General features: G+C 68.5%; 19 protein-coding genes. 7 read left to right on the forward strand and 12 right to left on the reverse strand.

What is annotated here, in order from left to right; all coding sequences use genetic code 11:
* The first annotated feature begins 106 nt into the window (after window positions 1–106).
* Both WKR98_RS06480 and WKR98_RS06485 read left to right on the forward strand, forming a co-directional pair.
* A complete protein-coding gene (locus WKR98_RS06480) occupies window positions 107–817 on the forward strand; it encodes an IclR family transcriptional regulator (protein WP_341432403.1) in 711 nt (236 codons plus the stop codon).
* Window positions 814–1,887, forward strand: coding sequence for a LysR family transcriptional regulator (locus tag WKR98_RS06485; protein WP_341432404.1), 1,074 nt, complete (start codon window positions 814–816; stop codon window positions 1,885–1,887). Before WKR98_RS06480 ends, WKR98_RS06485 begins: the two co-directional genes overlap by 4 nt.
* On the opposite strand, the gene WKR98_RS06490 is transcribed toward WKR98_RS06485, so the two are convergent.
* From WKR98_RS06490 to gatC, 9 genes are all read right to left on the reverse strand, one after another.
* Window positions 1,826–2,737, reverse strand: a complete 912-nt coding sequence (locus WKR98_RS06490; RefSeq protein WP_341432405.1) for a fumarylacetoacetate hydrolase family protein — start codon at window positions 2,735–2,737, stop codon at window positions 1,826–1,828. The genes WKR98_RS06485 and WKR98_RS06490 overlap by 62 nt on opposite strands.
* Window positions 2,738–2,880: 143 nt before the next feature.
* Window positions 2,881–3,843: a tripartite tricarboxylate transporter substrate-binding protein gene (locus WKR98_RS06495; protein WP_341432406.1), complete on the reverse strand. Its 963-nt coding sequence runs from the start codon at window positions 3,841–3,843 to the stop codon at window positions 2,881–2,883.
* Window positions 3,844–3,875: 32 nt separating this feature from the next.
* On the reverse strand, window positions 3,876–4,229 hold the full coding sequence (locus WKR98_RS06500) for a RidA family protein (RefSeq protein WP_124687370.1): 354 nt from the start codon (window positions 4,227–4,229) through the stop codon (window positions 3,876–3,878).
* A gap of 104 nt (window positions 4,230–4,333) precedes the next feature.
* Window positions 4,334–5,242: a LysR family transcriptional regulator gene (locus WKR98_RS06505; RefSeq protein WP_341432407.1), complete on the reverse strand. Its 909-nt coding sequence runs from the start codon at window positions 5,240–5,242 to the stop codon at window positions 4,334–4,336.
* Between the two features lie 25 nt (window positions 5,243–5,267).
* A complete protein-coding gene (locus WKR98_RS06510; protein ID WP_341432408.1) occupies window positions 5,268–6,041 on the reverse strand; it encodes an SDR family oxidoreductase in 774 nt (257 codons plus the stop codon).
* 119 nt (window positions 6,042–6,160) lie between these two features.
* A complete protein-coding gene (locus WKR98_RS06515) occupies window positions 6,161–6,763 on the reverse strand; it encodes a histidine phosphatase family protein (protein WP_124687373.1) in 603 nt (200 codons plus the stop codon).
* A gap of 7 nt (window positions 6,764–6,770) precedes the next feature.
* Window positions 6,771–8,225: an Asp-tRNA(Asn)/Glu-tRNA(Gln) amidotransferase subunit GatB gene (gatB, locus tag WKR98_RS06520; RefSeq protein WP_341432409.1), complete on the reverse strand. Its 1,455-nt coding sequence runs from the start codon at window positions 8,223–8,225 to the stop codon at window positions 6,771–6,773.
* A gap of 21 nt (window positions 8,226–8,246) precedes the next feature.
* Window positions 8,247–9,776: an Asp-tRNA(Asn)/Glu-tRNA(Gln) amidotransferase subunit GatA gene (gatA, locus tag WKR98_RS06525; RefSeq protein ID WP_341432410.1), complete on the reverse strand. Its 1,530-nt coding sequence runs from the start codon at window positions 9,774–9,776 to the stop codon at window positions 8,247–8,249.
* Between the two features lie 4 nt (window positions 9,777–9,780).
* Window positions 9,781–10,089, reverse strand: a complete 309-nt coding sequence (gatC, locus tag WKR98_RS06530) for an Asp-tRNA(Asn)/Glu-tRNA(Gln) amidotransferase subunit GatC (protein WP_124687376.1) — start codon at window positions 10,087–10,089, stop codon at window positions 9,781–9,783.
* Between the two features lie 213 nt (window positions 10,090–10,302).
* Here gatC and WKR98_RS06535 point away from each other — a divergent pair, with 213 nt between their 5' ends.
* The 5 genes from WKR98_RS06535 (at window position 10,303) to rodA (ending at window position 16,162) form a co-directional block, all read left to right on the forward strand.
* Window positions 10,303–11,346 (forward strand): rod shape-determining protein, encoded by a 1,044-nt coding sequence (locus WKR98_RS06535; protein WP_087778192.1) that lies wholly within the window; start codon window positions 10,303–10,305, stop codon window positions 11,344–11,346.
* Window positions 11,347–11,457: 111 nt separating this feature from the next.
* Window positions 11,458–12,393: a rod shape-determining protein MreC gene (gene mreC / locus WKR98_RS06540; protein WP_370282730.1), complete on the forward strand. Its 936-nt coding sequence runs from the start codon at window positions 11,458–11,460 to the stop codon at window positions 12,391–12,393.
* A gap of 154 nt (window positions 12,394–12,547) precedes the next feature.
* Window positions 12,548–13,036 (forward strand): rod shape-determining protein MreD, encoded by a 489-nt coding sequence (gene mreD, locus WKR98_RS06545; RefSeq protein WP_238160263.1) that lies wholly within the window; start codon window positions 12,548–12,550, stop codon window positions 13,034–13,036.
* 65 nt (window positions 13,037–13,101) lie between these two features.
* Window positions 13,102–15,003 carry a penicillin-binding protein 2 gene (mrdA, locus tag WKR98_RS06550; protein WP_124687378.1) on the forward strand — a complete coding sequence of 634 codons (1,902 nt, stop codon included), beginning with the start codon at window positions 13,102–13,104 and terminating at the stop codon, window positions 15,001–15,003.
* A gap of 73 nt (window positions 15,004–15,076) precedes the next feature.
* Entirely contained in the window at window positions 15,077–16,162 is a 1,086-nt protein-coding gene (gene rodA / locus WKR98_RS06555) for a rod shape-determining protein RodA (RefSeq protein WP_124692174.1), read from the forward strand.
* 21 nt (window positions 16,163–16,183) lie between these two features.
* On the opposite strand, the gene WKR98_RS06560 is transcribed toward rodA, so the two are convergent.
* From WKR98_RS06560 to WKR98_RS06570, 3 genes are all read right to left on the reverse strand, one after another.
* Entirely contained in the window at window positions 16,184–16,513 is a 330-nt protein-coding gene (locus WKR98_RS06560; protein ID WP_124687379.1) for an NIPSNAP family protein, read from the reverse strand.
* Window positions 16,514–16,535: 22 nt separating this feature from the next.
* A complete protein-coding gene (locus WKR98_RS06565) occupies window positions 16,536–17,483 on the reverse strand; it encodes a Bug family tripartite tricarboxylate transporter substrate binding protein (RefSeq protein WP_161567655.1) in 948 nt (315 codons plus the stop codon).
* 73 nt (window positions 17,484–17,556) lie between these two features.
* The gene (locus WKR98_RS06570; RefSeq protein WP_124687381.1) at window positions 17,557–18,435 is read right to left on the reverse strand and encodes an SMP-30/gluconolactonase/LRE family protein; all 879 of its coding nucleotides are present in this window, start codon (window positions 18,433–18,435) and stop codon (window positions 17,557–17,559) included.

Below are 18,435 nucleotides of genomic sequence, written 5' to 3' on the forward strand. Positions count from 1 at the left end.
GGCACGGGCTGGCCGCTCGATACGACTTTAATCCATACAATTTCGTTGTACTCTATACAACGACAATGCAGGCAAGAAAGCCCGCCCCGCACGCAAGGAAAGCCGCATGAGCAACGAAGGCGTGACCGCCGTGGAGCGGGCCATGGCCATCCTGGACTGTTTCCGGCTGGATGCCGACCGCCTCAGCCTGGCCGATTTCTCCGCCCGGCTGCCGCTGCACAAGACCACCATCTACCGCCTGCTGAACTCGCTGGTGCGCACGCGCTACGTGGTGCGCCATGCCGACGGCCGCTATTCGCTGGGCCCGCGCGTACTGTACCTGGGCCGGGTGTGCGAGCGAAGTTTCCGCCTGGCCGACGTGGTCGTGCCGCAGTTGCGCGAGCTGTCGCGGGCAAGCGGGGAAACCGCGTCCTACTACGTGGCCAGCGAAGGCCAGCGCCTGTGCCTGTTCCGCATCCAGCCCAACGAGGGCATGCACGACCAGCTTACCGCCGGCAGCCTGCTGCCCTTCGACGGCAGCGCCACCGGGCAGATCTTCCACGTCTGGGTCGTGGGCGACGGGCGGATCGCGCTGCCCGAGGACCTGCCCACGCATTCCAGCGGCCTTTATCACCAGTTCGTCACGTCCTGGTCGGTGCCGGTGTTCGGCGACCAGGACGCGTTCGCGGGGGCGCTGACGCTGTCCGGCCTGGCGCAGCGGGTGGAGCCGAACGCGGTAAGCCACCGGGGCCTCCTGATGGCCCATGGCCGGATCCTGTCGGCGGCGTTGGGCGCGTCGCCGTCCTGGTGCGGCACCGTGTACGGGGAAGAGGCATGAACGCGCCCGTCGGACCGCGCACGGGGGACAGGGGGAGCAACATGGACATCCGGCTGGACAACCGCGTGCGGGGCCGGCTGCGGCTGCGGCACCTGGAGCTGCTCGACGTGCTGGACAACACCGGCAGCATCCACAAGGCCGCCGCGCGCCTGAGCATGACGCAGCCCGCCGCCAGCAAGCTGCTGCGCGATGCCGAGGACATCTACGGCACGCAGCTGTTCACGCGTTCGTCCAGCGGCCTGCGGCCCACGCCGGGCGGCGACGCGGCCATACGGTGGGCCCGCAGCATCCTGCGCAGCGTGGGCGATTCCCTGACCGAGGTCCAGCTGATACGCGAGGGCGCGCACGGCCGCGTGCGGGTGGGGGTGTTCCCGGCGGCGGTGTCGGTGCTGCTGGGCACGGCGTTGGACCGCCTGCATGCCCGCTGGCCGGACGTGGTGGTGCTGGCCACCGAAGGCAGCAACGAGGTGCTGCTGCCGGCGCTGGCGCGGCAGGAGCTGGACGTGGTCCTGGGCCGCCTGACCGCGGCGACCCAGGATCCGGCGTTCGAGAGCGAATTGCTGTATGACGAGCCCGTCTGCGTGGTGGTGCGCAGCGGCCATCCCTGGGCCCGTCGGCGGCGGCTGGATCTGGCCGAACTGGCCGCCTCGCAGTGGATACTGCCTACCGAGTTCGCGCCCATGCGGCCCCAGTTCGAGCAGATGTTCGTGAAGGCCGGCGTGGCGGTGCCCCGGCCGCGCGTGGAGACCGCGTCGCTGCTGCTCAGCCAGGCCGTGATCCAGAAGTCGGACATGCTGGCCGTCGTGCCGGGACGCGTGGCCGCCTACTACCGCGACCAAGGGTTGTTCGCCATTCTGCCCTTCGCCCTGCCGCTGACGATTCCGCCCGTGGGCGTCATCACCCATGCCCATCGTCCGGTCTCGCCGGCGGTCGGCCATTTCCTGGACGTGGTGCACGAGATCGCGGGGCTGGAGGCGCGGGCGCGGGAAGCCGACGCCCCGCCTGCCGTCAGGCCAGCGGCGGCTGGATCTCCACCCGCAGGGCGCCGAGGGACTCGATCCGGGCGCTGACCACGTCGCCCGCGGCAAGAAAGCTGCGCCGCGCGGCGCCCACGCCAGCGGGGGTGCCGGTCAGCACTACGTCGCCGGGCTCCAGCGTCATGATGCGGGACAGCGTCGCCAGTTGCTCGCCGATGTCGAAGATCATGCCCGCGGTGCGCGCGTCCTGCCGGACGTCGCCGTTGACGTCCAGGCGCATGGCCAGGTCGTGCGGGTCGGGAACGAAGGCGGCCGGCACCAGTGGACCCAGCGGGCAACTGGTGTCGTGCGCCTTGCCCGCGACCCAGTCGAACTTGTAGAAGGTCTCGGGCGCACGGTTCAGGTCGCGGGCGGAAAAGTCGATCGCCACGCAATAGGCCGCGACGTGCTGGCGCCAGTCCCGGGCCGCGATGGCGCGGGCCTCGCGGCCGATCACCAGCGCCAGTTCGATCTCCCAGTCGAAGGACTGGCAGCCGCGCGGAATGCGCACGGTGGCGCCGGGCCCCACCACCGCCTGCCGCGCGGGCTTGAAGAAAAAGAACAGCCGTTGCGCGGACTTGTCGTGCGCGTCGGGCACCTTCATCTCGGCCAGATGATCGTAGTAGTTGGCGCCGGCGCACAGGACCTTGCCGGGATATTGCAGCGGCGCCAGTTCGGGGACGTCGGCCGGCACGGCCAGCGCGCGCAGCTCGCCTTCGGCGCCTGCGATGCGCGCCAGCCCCGGCTGGTGGGCGGCCCAGTCGCGGAACAGGCCGATGATGCTGTCCGGCATCGCGTCCATCCCGAGCGCCCGGGCCGATGCCGCGATCGGATAGCAGCCCCGGGCGGTCTGCAAACAGCCGGTCGGCGCGCCATGCACCAAGCGGGTAGTCAAAGAAAACATCCTTGCTTCCTCATTCCATCCATCCATGAGCGATCCGTCGCATGCGACAGACGCCACTCGACCCGGGATGCGGTGGATCCGGCTCCGCCGGTCCGCCCGCATCGCCCCCTGGGGGGCGCGCGAAGCGCGTAGGGGGGGAACCTCTAATCAGCGCTGAAGCCCGAGGCTTGCACCGCCTGGCGCCATTGTTCGAGCTCGCGGCGGCCTTGTTCGTCCAGTTGCCGGGGCGTGCTGTCCACCGGAGTCATGCCCATCTGGGCCAGCTTCGCGCGCACGTCGGGCTCCTTCAAGGCCCGGACGATGGCCGCGTTCAACTGGGCAAGGCGAGCATCCGGCGTGCGTGCCGGCGCGTAGATGCCGCCCCAGCCCTGGGCCGTGCCCATGCGCAGCCCCAGTTCCGCCGCCGTCGGCACCTCCGGCAGCTCCGCCGCCCGCTGCGAGCCGAAGGTGGCCAGGATGCGGACCTTGCCGGCCTGCTGCAGGTTCAGCATCTCGCCTATGTTCAGGATCGCGGCCGGGATCTGCGCGCCGACCAGCGCGGTGATGACTTCGGCGGCGCCCTTGTAGCCGATGTGCTCCATCCGCACGCCGGTGGTCTGCGACAGCGAGACGCCCAGGAAATGCTGGATGCTGCCGGCCGAGGGCGTGCCATAGAAGGCCGCCGTGGGGTGGGCCTTGGCCCAGGCCAGGAAGTCCTGCAGGCTGCGCGCCGAGGACGAGGCCGGCACGGCCAGCCCCAGTTCCCAGGTCGGCAGCTTGGCCACCGGCGCGAGTTCGGTGAACGGGTCATAGCCCAGCTTCTTGAACACGTGCGGATACAGGTAGATGGTCGCCCCCGGCGCCACCACCAGCGTGTTGCCGTCGGGCGCGGCCGCCTTGACGTGCTGGATGGCCAGCCGCGCCTGCGCGCCCGGCCGATTCTCGACGATGGCCGGCTGGTTGAGCGAGACGCGCAGCTTGTCCGCCAGCAGGCGCGCGATGATGTCGAAGTTGCCGCCGGCGGGCAGGCCCACCACCAGCTTCAGGGGCTCCTGGGCCTGGGCCGCCGGAGCCGTCAGCGCGAACAGCAAGGCGAGCGACGCTCGCCGGATAAGGGTCGGGATCATGATGCGCCTCGTGTGCCCCCGGGGGCGTTGGCCTACAGTTTGCGCGCCGCGGTCACGGCGATCTCGACCTCGTATTCGGGAAAGGCCAGCTTGGCCTCCACGCAGGAGCGTACCGGCTTGTGCCCGGCGATCACCCATTGGTCCCAGATCTCGTTGAGCTTGGGCCATTTCTTGTAGTCGTCGATCCAGACCATGGCGCTCAGGATGTGCTTGCGGTCCAGGCCTATGCCCTCGAGCTGGGCGTCGAGCTTGGCCAGGATCTGGCGCAACTGGCCGTCGAAGTCCTGCGACGGATCGTCCGCGACCTGTCCCGACATGTAGACGATGTTGTCGTGGATCACGATCTTGCTCATGTGGGCGTTTTCGTTCAGGCGTTCGATGGTCATGCGCGGCTCCTTGTCGTGTGCCGGCACATTGTGGGCGCGATGCGCGCCATCGCCGTAATGAAAGAAACTTATCTCCCGAGAACCGGGAAGAATCTCCGGCGCGCTCAGGCGTCCAGGTGCGGCCGCATCAGCGCCTCGAACCATTCCACGAACACGCCCAGCCGGCGCGACCGCTGCCGGCGATGGGGATACAACAGGGAGACCGGCATGGGCGCGGGGCGCAGGCCGGGCATGACCTCGACCAGTTCACCGGCATCCAGCAGATGCCGCACGTCGAAGCGCGGGATCTGGATCAGCCCCAGGCCCATCCGGCAGCAGGCGATGTAGTTCTCGGCATTATTCACCACCACCTGGCTGGGCACGTCCCGGCTGCGCGGTTCGCCGCCTGCATCCAGGTATTCCCAGGCCGTCTCGCGCCCCGTGGTGGCCGAGGCATAGCCCACGGCCCAATGGCCGCCGGCCAGTTCGTCGGGGTGCCGGGGTTCGCCGTGCTGGCGCAGGTAGGCCGGACTGGCGCAATTGATCAGCGCGATGTCGCCCAGCGGACGCACGACCAGACTGCTGTCGTGCAAGGTGCCGATGCGTACCGCGCAGTCCACGCCTTCGCGCACGAGATCGATGGCGCGGTCGCCCGAACGCAGCAGCAGTTGCAGGCGGGGATGGCGCTGCAGCAGGCCGGGCAGCGCGGGCACGACCAGGCGCCGCGCGATGCGGCTGGGCACGTCCACCGTCAGGCGTCCGGCCAACTGCTTCCCGCGCGCATGGAACAACTGGTCGATGTCCTCGACCTCGGCCAGCAGCGGCCGTATCCGCTCGATCAACTGCTGGCCGTCGGCGGTCAGGGCGACACGCCGGGTCGTGCGATGCAGGAGGCGCGCCCCGACCTGCTCTTCCAGTTGCCGGACGGCCGCCGACACCGAGGCGCGGGGCAGCTCCAGCGCGTGGGCGGCCTGGATGAAACTGCCCATCTCCGCCACCTGGACGAAGACGCGGTACTGGTCGAAACGATCCATGTCCCAAGCATAGAGCAGGATGCCGCTACTTGGTGGTGTAGCCGCCGTTGATGAGGATGGTCTGGCCCGTGATCCACCAGCCGTCGCTGACCAGGTGCCGGATGAACGGGACGACGTCGTGGATGTCGGTCAGCCCGGTCTTCGAGAACGGCGACAGGGCCGCCGCGGTCTTGTGGTACGCCACCGCCTCGGCCTGCTCGGCGGGATAGAAGAAGGGCGTATCCATCGGTCCCGGGCCGACCGCGGTCACCGAGATGCCGCGCTGGCCGAACTCCTTGGCCGCCGCGCGGGTGAAGTGTTCCACCGGCGCCTTGGTGCCCTCGTAGGCCGCGTAGAACGGCGTGAACGCGCCCAGCAGCGAGGTCACCAGCGTCACGACCTTGCCGTTGTCGTTCACGTGGCGGCCGGCTTCCTTCAGGAAGAAGAACGCCGACTTGGCGTTGACCGCGGACATCTCGTCGTATTCGGTCTCGCTGATGTCGACGATGGGTTTCTTCAGCACCTTGCCCACCGTGTTGATGGCGATGTCCGGCCGCCCGGCCACGGCGATGGCGTCGGCGAACAGCTTCTCCACCGCCCCGGCCGTCGTCAGGTCCGCCTGCAGGGCGGCCGACTCGGCGCCCGCCGCGCGCACCGCGGCCACGGTGGCGTCGGCGTCCGCCTCGGACGCCGGGCTGTTGTAGTGGACGATGACGGCCTTGGCGCCCTGCGCGGCCAGATCGCGCGCGATCAGCCCGCCGAGATTCTTCGCGCCGCCGGCGATCAGCGCGACCTTGCCGCGTATCGAATGGTCTGCCATGGAAAACTCCTGTGCGATGGAAACGAGGGTTCCAGCTTAGGAGCGTGGGCCGATCCGATCAGCCCCCGGGGGCTGGATGGACTATCCAGGAAATCCGGCCAATCGCCGAGGGCACCGCATCAACGCAGGGCGCGTGCCGTGAGTTCCACCCGCACGACCTGCCCGTTCTCGATGGGCGCCGCCAGGTCGGTCTCGCGGAAGCGCCGCATCCAGGGCGGCGTGGTTTCCAGCCCCCGCGCGAGCGCGAGCTGGTAGGCGTGGAAGAACTGGCCGTGGCCGACCGCGACGACGAAGCCCGGCAGCGTGCGCACGCGTTCGTCGAAGGCGCGCAGCCGGTCCGCGAACTCGGAGAACGATTCGGCGTCGTCGCCGTCGCGGTAGTCGGGGTCGGCGCGCTGCCAGTAAGCGTCGGCCAGGGGCCGGCGTTCGTGCACGTTCAGGCCCGCGCACTTGAGGGCCGACAGGTAGGTGAACTCCTGGATGGGCCAGACCTCCATCGGGGTGCCTGGCCATTTTTCCAGGATGGGGGCGGCGGTTTCCTGCGCGCGCATGAAGGGCGAGACGATCAGCAGGTCGGGATTGCGATCGATCTGGCTGGCCGCGAGGAGCGCCTGTTCGCGCCCCAGCGCCGTCAGCGGGCTGGCGCCCACCTCGGAGGTGGCCGCCCCGGCATTGGCCGTGCTTTGCCCGTGGCGGATCAGCCAGAGTTCGCGCAGTGCCATGAGGGCCCTAGGCCAGCTTCTGCTTCAGCAGTTCGTTGACCTGCTGCGGATTGGCCTTGCCCTTGGCGGCCTTCATCACCTGGCCGACCAGCGAATTGAAGGCCTTTTCCTTGCCGGCGCGGTATTCGGCCACGATGGCGGGATTGGCGGCCAGCACGTCGTCGATCATCTGGCCGATGGCGCCGGTATCGCTGATCTGCTTGAGGCCGCGCGCTTCGATGATGGCATCGGCGTCGCCGCCGTGCTCGCCCTGCCAGATGGCGGCGAACACGTCGCGGGCGATCTTGTTCGAGATCGTGCCGTCGGCGATGCGTGCCAGCAGCTTGCCCAGTTGCGCGCTGGAGACGGGGCTTTGGGCGATGTCCTGTTCCTCGCGGTTCAGCGCGGCGGCCAGTTCGCCCATGACCCAGTTGGCGGCCAGCTTGGCCTGGCCGGCGGGCAGGGCCTTGGCGGTGGCCTCGAAGAAGTCGGCCGTGTCGCGGCTGCCGGTCAGCTGGGCGGCGTCGTAGGCGGGCAGGCCGTAGTCGGCCTCGAAGCGGGCGCGCTTGGCGCCGGGCAGCTCGGGCATGTCGGCGCGCACGCGCTCGATCCATTCCGGCGCGATCACCAGCGGCGGCAGGTCGGGGTCGGGGAAGTAGCGGTAGTCGTGCGCGTCTTCCTTGGACCGCATGCTGCGGGTCTCGTCGCGGTCGGGGTCGTACAGGCGGGTTTCCTGCACCACCTTGCCGCCGTCCTCGATCAGCTCGATCTGGCGCCGGATTTCGTACTGGATGGCGCGTTCCAGGAAGCGGAACGAGTTGACGTTCTTGGTCTCGGTGCGGGTGCCGAATTCCTTCTGGCCCACCGGGCGCACGGACACGTTGGCGTCGATGCGGAACGAGCCTTCCTGCATGTTGCCGTCGCAGATGCCCAGCCAGACCACCAGCGCGTGCAGCGCCTTGGCGTAGGCCACGGCTTCCTCGGCCGAACGCATCTCGGGCTCGGACACGACTTCCAGCAGCGGGGTGCCGGCGCGGTTCAGGTCGATGCCGGTGGACTTTTCGCCATGGGGACCGGCGAAGTCGTCGTGCAGCGACTTGCCCGCGTCCTCTTCCAGGTGGGCCCGGGTCAGGTTGATGGTCATTTCCCGCTCGCCCACGAAGAAGGTGAGCGAGCCGCCCTGCACCACCGGGATCTCGTACTGGCTGATCTGGTAGTTCTTGGGCAGGTCGGGATAGAAGTAGTTCTTGCGGGCGAAGATGGAGCGCGGGGCGACGTGCGAGCCCAGCGCCAGGCCCAGCTTGATGGCGCGTTCGACCGCGCCCCGGTTCATGACCGGCAGCGTGCCCGGCAGCGCGAGGTCCACGGCGTTGGCCTGCATGTTGGCCGGGGCCCCGAAGCGGGTGCTGCTGCCCGAGAAGATCTTGGATGCCGTGGACAGTTGCACGTGCGTTTCCAGACCGATGACGACTTCCCAGTTCATACGTTCATTCCGCTGCGGAGGTCACAGGCTGCCGGGGCGGCGAGTGTGCCAATCCGTGGTTCGTTGGAAAACATCGGCGACGGCCAGCAACCGGCCTTCGTCGAAATAATTGCCGATGATCTGCAGGCCGACGGGGCGCTGGCCGTGCACCGGGCCCAGGCCGAAGCCGCAGGGGATGGACACCCCGGGCAGGCCCGCCAGGTTCAGGCTGAGCGTGTAGATGTCGGCCAGGTACATGGCCACCGGATCGTCCGTCTTCTCGCCCAGGTTCCAGGCCACGGTGGGGGACACGGGGCCGACGATCACGTCGCACTGGTCCCGCAGCGCCTTCTGGAAATCGTCGGCCACCAGCCGGCGCACCTTCTGCGCCTGCAGGTAGTAGGCGTCGTAGTAGCCGTGCGACAGCACGTAGGCGCCGGTCAGGATGCGGCGCTGCACTTCCAGGCCGAAGCCCTCGGCGCGCGAGCGGCTGGTCATGTCGGCCAGGTCGCGGTATTCGGCCGCGCGGTGGCCGTAGCGCACGCCGTCGTAGCGCGAGAGGTTGCTCGAGGCCTCGGCCGGGGCGATGACGTAGTAGGCCGGGATGGACAGCTCCGTGCGCGGCAGGGAAATGTCCACCCGCTGGGCGCCCAGCGCCTCGAACTGCTGCAGCGCGGCCTCGATGGCCATGCGCACGTCGTCGGCCAGGCCGGCGCCGAAGAATTCGCGCGGGATGCCGATGCGCAGGCCGGCCAGCGGCTTGTCGCCCTGGGCCCGCGCGGCGAATGCGTCGAACGCCGCGCGCACGCGGCCGGGGGCGTTGGGTTCGGCGCCGCAGCGTTCCAGGCTGGTGGAGTCGCGCGGGTCGAAGCCGGTGATGGGATCCAGCAGTTCCAGCAGGTCGCGCGCGTGGCGGGCGATGGGGCCGCCCTGGTCCAGGCTGGAGCCGTAGGCGATCATGCCGTAGCGGGACACGGTGCCGTAGGTGGGCTTGATGCCGCTGACGCCGCACAGCGAGGCCGGCTGCCGGATCGAGCCGCCGGTGTCGGTGGCGGTGGCGCCCACGGCCAGGCCCGCGGCGACCGCGGCGGCCGAGCCGCCGGACGAGCCGCCGGGCACGGCCGCGGTGTCCCAGGGGTTCAGGACCGGACCGTAGGCCGAGTTCTCGTTGGACGAGCCCATCGCGAACTCGTCGCAGTTGAGCTTGCCCAGGGTGACCGCACCCGCCGCGGCCAGCCGTTCGACCACGGTGGCGTCGAACGGGCTGACGTAGTCCTTCAGCATGGCGCTGGCCGCCGTGGTGCGCCAGCCGCGGGTGACGAAGACGTCCTTGTGGGCGATGGGGATGCCGGTCAGCTGGCCGGCCTGGCCGCCCGCCAGTGCGGCGTCGGCGGCGCGGGCCTGGGCCAGCGTCAGTTCGGGGTCCACGTGCAGGAAGGCGTTGAGTTCGTGGCGGGCGGCAATGGCCTCGAGCGCGCTCTGCGCCAGTTCGACGGCCGAGACCCGGCGCTCGTCCAGGGCCTTGCGCAGCTCGGCGATGCCGGCGAATTCGGTGTGCAGGGGTTGTGGCATGGGCTTACTCGATGACCTTGGGCACCAGGAACAGGCCGTCCTGGACGGCCGGGGCGTTGGCCAGCAGGGCGTCGCGCGATTCGGCGGTGGCCGGCTCGGTGGCGGCGTCCTCGCGCAGGCGCAGGACCACGTCCTCGATGGCCGAGATGGGATGGGTGAGCGGTTCCACGCCCTGGGTATCGACCGCCTGCAATTGCTCGATCAGGCCGAAGATGCCGTTCAGGTCCTTCAGGACGCGGGCCTGGGTGTCGCCCGCAAGTTCGAGACGGGCCAGCCGCGCGATGCGCGTGACGTCGGTTTCGGTAAGCGCCATGGCAGTGTGATGGAAAGGCGGCGAAACGGCGTCGGACAGGGCTCTGGCGCGCTTCGGGGCCGGGTGGGTCGTAGCACTGCTTCGAAGACCGCAGAATCGAGAATAATGCAGAACTTTGATGCAGTTTCAGGGTATTGAAGCAGGATTATAAGTTATCATTTCGCGTTTACCGGACCCGCCCACCCCGCATCCGTTCTTCATAAAAGATTCCCGATGTTCAGTTTCCTGCGCAGTTATTTTTCCAATGATCTGGCGATCGACCTTGGCACCGCCAACACGCTGATCTACGTCCGCAGCAAGGGCATCGTGCTGAACGAACCCTCGGTGGTGGCCATCCGCCAGGAAGGCGGGCCCAGCGGCAAGAAAACGATCCAGGCGGTGGGCAAGGAAGCCAAGCAGATGCTGGGCCGCGTGCCCGGCAACATCGAAGCCATCCGTCCCATGAAGGACGGCGTGATCGCCGACTTCACCGTGACCGAGCAGATGCTCAAGCAGTTCATCCGCATGGTCCACCCCAAGGGCCTGTTCGCCCCCAGCCCCCGCATCATCATCTGCGTTCCCTGCGGCTCCACGCAGGTCGAGCGCCGGGCGATCCGGGAATCGGCCCTGGGCGCGGGCGCCAGCCAGGTGTTCCTGATCGAGGAACCCATGGCCGCGGCCATCGGCGCCGGCCTGTCGGTCTCCGACGCCAGCGGCTCGATGGTGGTGGACATCGGCGGCGGCACCACCGAGGTCGCCGTGATCTCGCTGGGCGGCATGGTCTACAAGGGTTCGGTGCGCGTGGGCGGCGACAAGTTCGACGAGGCCATCGTCAACTACATCCGCCGCAACTACGGCATGCTGATCGGCGAACCCACGGCCGAACTCATCAAGAAGGCCATCGGATCGGCGTTCCCCGGGTCCGAGGTCAAGGAAATGGAAGTCAAGGGCCGCAACCTGTCCGAAGGCATCCCTCGCAGCTTCACCGTTTCCTCCAATGAAATCCTCGAGGCCCTGACCGATCCGCTGAACCAGATCGTCTCGGCCGTGAAGATCGCGCTGGAGCAGACCCCGCCCGAACTGGGCGCCGACATCACCGAGAAGGGCATCATGCTGACCGGCGGCGGCGCGCTGCTGCGCGACCTGGACCGCCTGTTGCAGGAAGAAACCGGCCTGCCCGTCATCGTGGCCGAGGATCCGCTGACCTGCGTGGTGCGCGGCTGCGGCCAGGCGCTCGAGCGCATGGACAAACTGGGCGCCATCTTCACGAACGAGTAATCTTTCCTCGTGGTTGCCATCGCGACGGGGCGAAGCGGCTGACAAGCGGTTCGCCCCGGTCTTTTTTCATCGGGACCTGTCCCGGCATCGCCGGACGCTGGACCAATCTCCATGCAATACAGTCCACCGTCGTTTTTCAAGCAGGGGCCGCCGGCCTTGGTCCGGCTGGCGTTCTTCGTTTTCCTGTCCCTGGTCATGCTGGTGGTCGACACCCGCATGCGGGCGCTCGACGCCTTGCGCGAAGCGGTCAGCGTGGTGCTGTACCCGTTCCAGCGCGTCATGCTGCTGCCCCGGGACGGCGTGCGCTACGTGGCCGATTTCTTCGAGGTCAACAGCAGCGTCCAGCAGGAAATCGAGCTGATGCGCCGCCAGCGCATCGAGATGGCCCAGTCCACCGCCCAGGCCGCGCAACTGGCCTCCGAGAACGCCCAGTTGCGCCGGCTGCTGGGCGCCAGCGAACGCGTCCCGGCCCCCGCCGTCCTGGTACAGGTGCTGTACGAGTCGCGCGACGCGTTCTCGCGCCGGCTGATCATCGACAAGGGCAGCCACTACGGCATCATCGCCGGCATGCCGGTCATCGACGACGGCGGCGTGGTGGGGCAGGTGGTGCGCACCTCGCCCATGACCTCCGAGGTCGCGCTGCTGACCGACCGCGTGCAGTCCATTCCCATCCAGGTGCTGCGCAACGGCTTGCGCGGCATCACGTCCGGCGGCGAGATCCCGGGCCGGCTGGGCCTGCGGTTCATGGCGTCCGACGCCGACATCCAGGTGGGCGACACCCTGGTCACCAGCGGGCTGGACGGCATCTATCCCGAGGGCCTGCCCGTGGCCACGGTCGAATCGGTCGAGCGCGACGCCAGTTCCGGCTTCGCCCGCATCCTGTGCAAGCCGGTGGCCGGCGTGGAGCGCTACCGGCATTTCCTGGTGCTGCAGACCATCAAGCCGCAGGAACTTAACAACGCGCCGGGGGACGAATCCTCCAAAAGTGAACAGTCGGACAAGTCGTCCCCATCATCCATGGCGCCCCGCGCTACCCCCAGCCGATGAAAGCACACTTCCTCATCCAGGGCACAGCGGATCCGGCTCCGCCGGTCCGCCAGTGCCGCCCCCTGGGGGGCGCGCGTAAGCGCGTAGGGGGGGACCTTCGTTGAAAGCTCCCTCGACACTGCCGCGTTCCCGGGTTCCGACTGAACATCTGCTCTTGCCGGTCGAACCCCGCTTCATCTGGCTGACGCTGTTCCTGGCCTGGCTGCTCAACCTGCTGCCCTGGGGCCAGGTGGGCGGCATTCCCGACGCGCTGGCGATCTGCCTGGTATTCTGGAGCGTCCACGAGCCCCGGCGCGTGGGCATGCTGACCGCCTTCGTCTTCGGCATCCTGATGGACGTGCACGGGTCGGCCCGCCTGGGCGAGCATGCGCTGTCCTACACCCTGATGGTCTACCTGGCGCTGCTGATGCACCGGCGGCTGTCGTGGTTCTCGCCCTGGCTGCAGGCCTTGCACGTGCTGCCGGTTTTTTTCGTCTCCGAACTCACGGTATTCTCTATCCGAGGCTGGCTCGACGGCACCTGGCCGGGCTGGTGGTGGGCGCTGAACAGCGTGATCTCGGCCCTGCTGTGGCCGCTGGCGGGCTGGATCCTGCAAGCCCCCCAGCGCAGGGCGGTGGACCCCGACGACACGCGTCCCATCTAGCGCAGGCCCGCCACCGGCATCTCGTAACACCGTCCGGCCCCACTGGGGCCGGGTTTCCGTAGCACATGACCGAACTCAAGAATACCGAGCGCGAACTCCAGCATTTCCGCCTGCGCCTGCTGGTGGCGGTGGGGATCGTCCTCGTCTGCTTCGGGCTGCTCGGGTCCCGGTTCTGGTATCTGCAGGTCGCCAACCACGATGCCTATGCCGCGCGGGCCGAGCAGAACCGCATCTCGGTCGTACCCATCACGCCCCACCGGGGCATCGTGGTGGACCGCAACGGCGCGCTGCTGGCCCGCAACTACTCGGCCTATACGCTGGAAATCACGCCGTCCAAGGCGGGCAAGCTGGACGAGACCATCGAGCAACTGGGCGAGGTGGTGAACATCGATGCCCGCGACCGCCGCCGTTTCCGCCAGTTGCTGGGCGAATCGCGGCGGTTCGAGAGCCTGCCCATCCGCAGCCGCCTGACCGACGAGGAGGTCGCCCGCTTCGCCGCGCAGGCCTATCGTTTTCCGGGTGTGGAGATCCGCGCGCGGCTGCTGCGCCACTACCCCCAGGGCGAGACTGCGGCGCACGTGGTCGGCTACATAGGGCGGATTTCGCAGCGGGATATCAACAGGTTGGAGGAAGATGGCACCATTTCCAACTATCGGGGCACCGACTACATAGGCAAGGAAGGCCTGGAGAAGTCCTACGAAGGCGTCCTGCACGGCAAGACCGGGGTCGAAGAGGTCGAGGTGACCGCCTCGGGCCGCGCGGTGCGCACCCTGTCGCGCACGCCTCCGGTCTCGGGCAAGAACCTGATCCTGTCCATCGACGTCGAATTGCAGAAGATCGCCGAGGCGGCGTTCGGCAACCGGCGGGGCGCGCTGGTGGCGATCGAGCCCGCCTCGGGCGACATCCTGGCCTTCGTCTCGCGCCCGTCGTTCGATCCCAACCTGTTCGTCGACGGCATCGACGTGGACAATTGGAAGGCGCTGAACGAATCGCCCGATCGCCCGCTGATCAACCGGCCGCTGTACGGCACCTATCCCATCGGCTCCACCTACAAGCCCTTCATGGCGTTGGCCGGACTGGAACTGGGCAAGCGGACCTTCACCGGCACCATGTACGACCCCGGCTATTTCGAGTTCGGCGACCGCCGCTACCGCAACTCCGGGGAGCGGGCCTACGGCACGATAGACATGCGCCGCGCGCTGGAAGTCTCGTCCGACACCTACTTCTATTCGCTGGCCGCCGACCTGGGCGTGGATGCCATCCACGATTTCATGAAGCCCTTCGGCTTCGGCCAGATCACCGGCATCGACCTGGGTGGCGAAAAGACCGGCATCCTGCCGTCCACCGCCTGGAAGCGGCGGGCCTATTCCAAGCCCGAGCAGCAGCGCTGGTACGCGGGCGAGACCATTTCCATCGGCGTGGGCCAGGGCTACAACGCCTTCACGCTGCTGCAGCTGGCCCAGGCCACTTCGGTGCTGGCCAACGACGGCGTCTACATGAAGCCCCACCTGGTCAAGTCCTTGCAGGACAGCGCCACCGGCGAACAGACCCTGACCGTTCCGCACGAAAGCTACCGCATTCCGCTCAAGCCCGAGAACATCAAGATGATCAAGCAGGCCATGGCCTCGGTCACGCGCAGCGGCACGGCGGCACGGGCCTTCGCCGGCGCGCCCTACGTCGCGGCGGGCAAGACCGGCACGGCGCAGGTCTACAGCCTGCGTTCGGGGGAACGCTACAACGCCAGCCGCATCGACGAGCGGCTGCGCGACCACGCCCTGTTCATGGCCTTCGCGCCGCTGGACCATCCGCGCATCGCGGTGGCCCTGATCGTCGAGAACGCCGGCTGGGGCGCCACCGTGGCCGCGCCCGTGGCGCGCCAGGTATTCGACTTTTGGCTGCTGGGCAAGCGCCCGGGCGGGCCCGTGCCCGACACGCCACCCCAACCTGCGGAGGCTGCCGGTGATTGACGGACCGGGCCTGTTCAACCGCCTGACCTGGCGCACCGTCCTGCTGCGCACGGTCGCGGTGTTCGACATTCCCATGTTGCTGATCCTGATGGCCCTGGCGGGTATCGGGCTGATGTCCATGTACTCGGCCGGAGGCGGTTTCGACGGCCGCTTCGCCGACCAATTGCGCAACTACGGCATCGCGCTGCTGGCGATGTGGCTGCTGGCGCAACTCTCGCCCCAGACGCTGATGCGGCTGGCGGTGCCGGTCTACCTGGTCGGGCTGGTGCTGCTGTTCGGCGTGGAGTTCGTCGGCGAGACCAGCAAGGGCGCGACACGATGGCTGAACCTGGGCTTCACCCGCATCCAGCCTTCCGAGGTGATGAAGATCGCCGTGCCCATGATGCTGGCCTGGTACTTCCACAAGCACCAGGGCACCTTGCGGATACGCGACTTCATCGTGGCCGCGGTGCTGATGCTGACGCCGTTCTCGCTGATCGTGCTGCAGCCCGACCTCGGCACCGCGCTGCTGGTATTCGGCGCCGGGTTCTTCGTGCTGTTCTTCGCCGGCCTGTCGTTCCGCCTGCTGGTGCCCATCACGCTGGTAAGCGTGATCGCGCTGGGGACCCTGGTCTCGCTGGAAGACACCCTGTGCACGGACGGCGTGGACTGGGTCGTGCTGCACGACTACCAGAAGCACCGTGTCTGCACCTTGCTGAATCCCGCCTCCGATCCCCTGGGCAAGGGCTTCCACACCATACAGTCGGCCATCGCGGTCGGTTCGGGCGGAATGCTGGGCAAGGGCTACATGCAGGGCACGCAGACCCACCTCGACTTCATTCCCGAGCGCACCACCGACTTCATCTTCGCGGTATTCGCCGAAGAGTTCGGCTTCGTCGGCAACCTGCTGTTGCTGTTCCTGTACCTGCTGCTGCTGGTCCGCGGGCTGACCATCGCCGCGAACGCCCCGTCGGTCTTCTCGCGCCTGCTGGCGGGGGCGCTGACCATGGTGTTCTTCGTCTATGCCTTCGTGAACATGGGCATGGTCAGCGGCATCCTGCCCGTGGTGGGCGTGCCGCTGCCCTTCATGAGCTACGGGGGCACGGCGCTGCTGACGCTGGGGTGCGCGGCGGGCATCCTGATGGGGATACAGCGCCACCGGGCGCTGGTGCAGAGCTAGGCCCGGCGCCCTCCCACGGGCCTAGTCCTTCGGCAGCGCGGGCTGGGGCGAGAACGGCGCCACGTTCATGATCTTCACTTCCTGGGCCACGAACGACCCCCGGTTCATCTGCCTGAACGCGGCCCACTCGGGATCCGCCTCCAGCCGTTCGCGGCGCCGTTCGCGCTCGGCCAGGCTGGCGTAGGCCCAGATGTGGACGACCTGGTTCAGCGGACCGATCTCGCTCACGTAGAAGCCGACCAGCCCGCCCAGGTGCCGCATCTGCACGGGCAGGCCGTGCGCGCGGTAGCGCTGCAGGTAGTCGTCCATCGTGCCGTGCTTGAGCGTGTAGGTGCGGTGCTCGACGATCATGCGGGGGTTCCTCGTGTTTCCGCTAGGGCTGGACCTGGATACCCGTCTTCTTCAGGAAGGGAATCCAGCGCTCGAAATCGCTGGCCAGCTTGGCCTTGAATGCCTCGGTATCCATCGGTCCGTTCAGGCCCATGCCGCCCAGCCGCTCGGACACCTCCGGCGAGCGGACCACCTTCAGGATGGCCTGTTCCAGCTGGCTGCGGGTGGCAGCGGGGGTGCCGGCCGGCGCCAGGATGCCGTAGGCATTGCTCATCTGCAGGTCCGGATAGCCGGCCTCGACCGACGTCGGGACGTCGGGCAATTGCTTCGAGCGCTGGGTGTCGAACAGCACCAGGCCGCGTACCTTGCCCTCGCGCACATAGGGCGCGAGGATGGTGACGTCGGCGTTCAGGGCGTCGATCTGGCCGGCCAGCAGGTCGGCGATGGCCGGGGCCGCGCCGCGATAGGGGACGTGCAGCATCTGCGAGCCGGTGTAGACGTTCACCATCTCGCCGCCTATATGCATGGTGGAGCCGACGCCGGACGAACCGTAGCTGATGCGCGCTCCGGACTTGGATTTGTCCACCAGCTCGCGCAGCGTGCGCACGCCCAGGTCGGGGCGGGCGATCATCAGGGTCTGGACCTGGCCGATCAGCGCCACGGGCTCCAGATCCTTGCGCGGATCGTAGGGCAGCTGCGTCATCGTGCCCGCCGACATCACGTAGCCCGAGGTCGCCACCAGCAGCGTCGCGCCGTCCGCGGGCGACTTGGCGACGTAGTTCGCGCCGACCACGCCGCCCGCGCCGCCGCGGTTCTCGACCACCACGGTCTTGCCCAGCGCGGCTGTCAGGCCGGGCGCGATGATGCGCGCGACCTGGTCCACCGGACCGCCGGCGGCGAAGGGCACCACCAGCTTGACGACGTCGGCCGCCAGCGATGGCGCCGAGACGGCGCACGACAGCAGGAACAGCAAGCTTCGAACTCGTTGCATGAAGATCTCCTCCATGGCGCTGCGCCATGGTCGTGGACGACGCGGGGCGGATGCCGGAACCGGGGTGCCGCGTTCAGCCCCGGAAGCGTGGTTCGGGCAGGCCGCCCACGCCTACCTCGAGCGCGAACAGTCCGCCGGCGAGCGGTTCCCTGGCCAGCTCGGGCACGCGCTGCGAGTGGCTGGTGACGTACAGCGTGTCGAGCCCGCTGCCGCCGAAGGCGGGGCAGGTCGGGTTGGTGACGGGCATCTGGATGATGCGGTCCACGCGTCCTGCGGGCGTGAGGCGGACCAGTTGGCCGGTGGCGACCATCGCGTTCCACAGGCAGCCGTCCACGTCCACGGTGGAGCCGTCGGGCCGGCCGGCCTGGTGCGTCCAGTCCTTGAAGACGCGGCGATTGGAGATGGCGCCGTCGTCCAGGTCGTAGTCGAAGGCCCAGATGACCTGCCGGTGCGTATCGGCGAAGTACATCGTGCGGTCGTCGGGGCTCCAGGCGATGGAGTTGGGCAGCACGACATCGTCCAGCATGACGTGGCAGCGGTGGTCGGGATCGAGGCGGTAGAGCTTGCCTTCCGGCGTGCGGCGGGTATCGGGCATGCTGCCCACCCAGAAGCGGCCGCGGCGGTCGCACTTGCCGTCGTTCAGGCGGTTGTCCGGCTGGTCGGGCTCGGGATTCAGCAGGGGCTGGGGAGCTTCGCCGGTATCGGGGTCGTACAGGTACAGGCCGTGGTTGGTGGCCAGCAGGAAGCCGCCCGTCTCGCGCAGCGCGATGCTGCCCACCAGAAGTTCGGGCGCCAGCCGTTGCGCGCGGTGCCGGCCGGTGGCGGGCTCGTACGATTGCAGGGCCGGGCGCCGTACGTCCACCCACCACAGGCGCTGGCTGCGGCCGCACCAGAGCGGGACTTCGCCCAGGATGTCGGCCCCTTGAACGACGCATTCGATCTTGCCGGCCAC

Origin of the sequence: Pigmentiphaga sp. YJ18 (genome assembly GCF_038066655.1) — a bacterium.
Taxonomy (GTDB): domain Bacteria; phylum Pseudomonadota; class Gammaproteobacteria; order Burkholderiales; family Burkholderiaceae_B; genus Pigmentiphaga.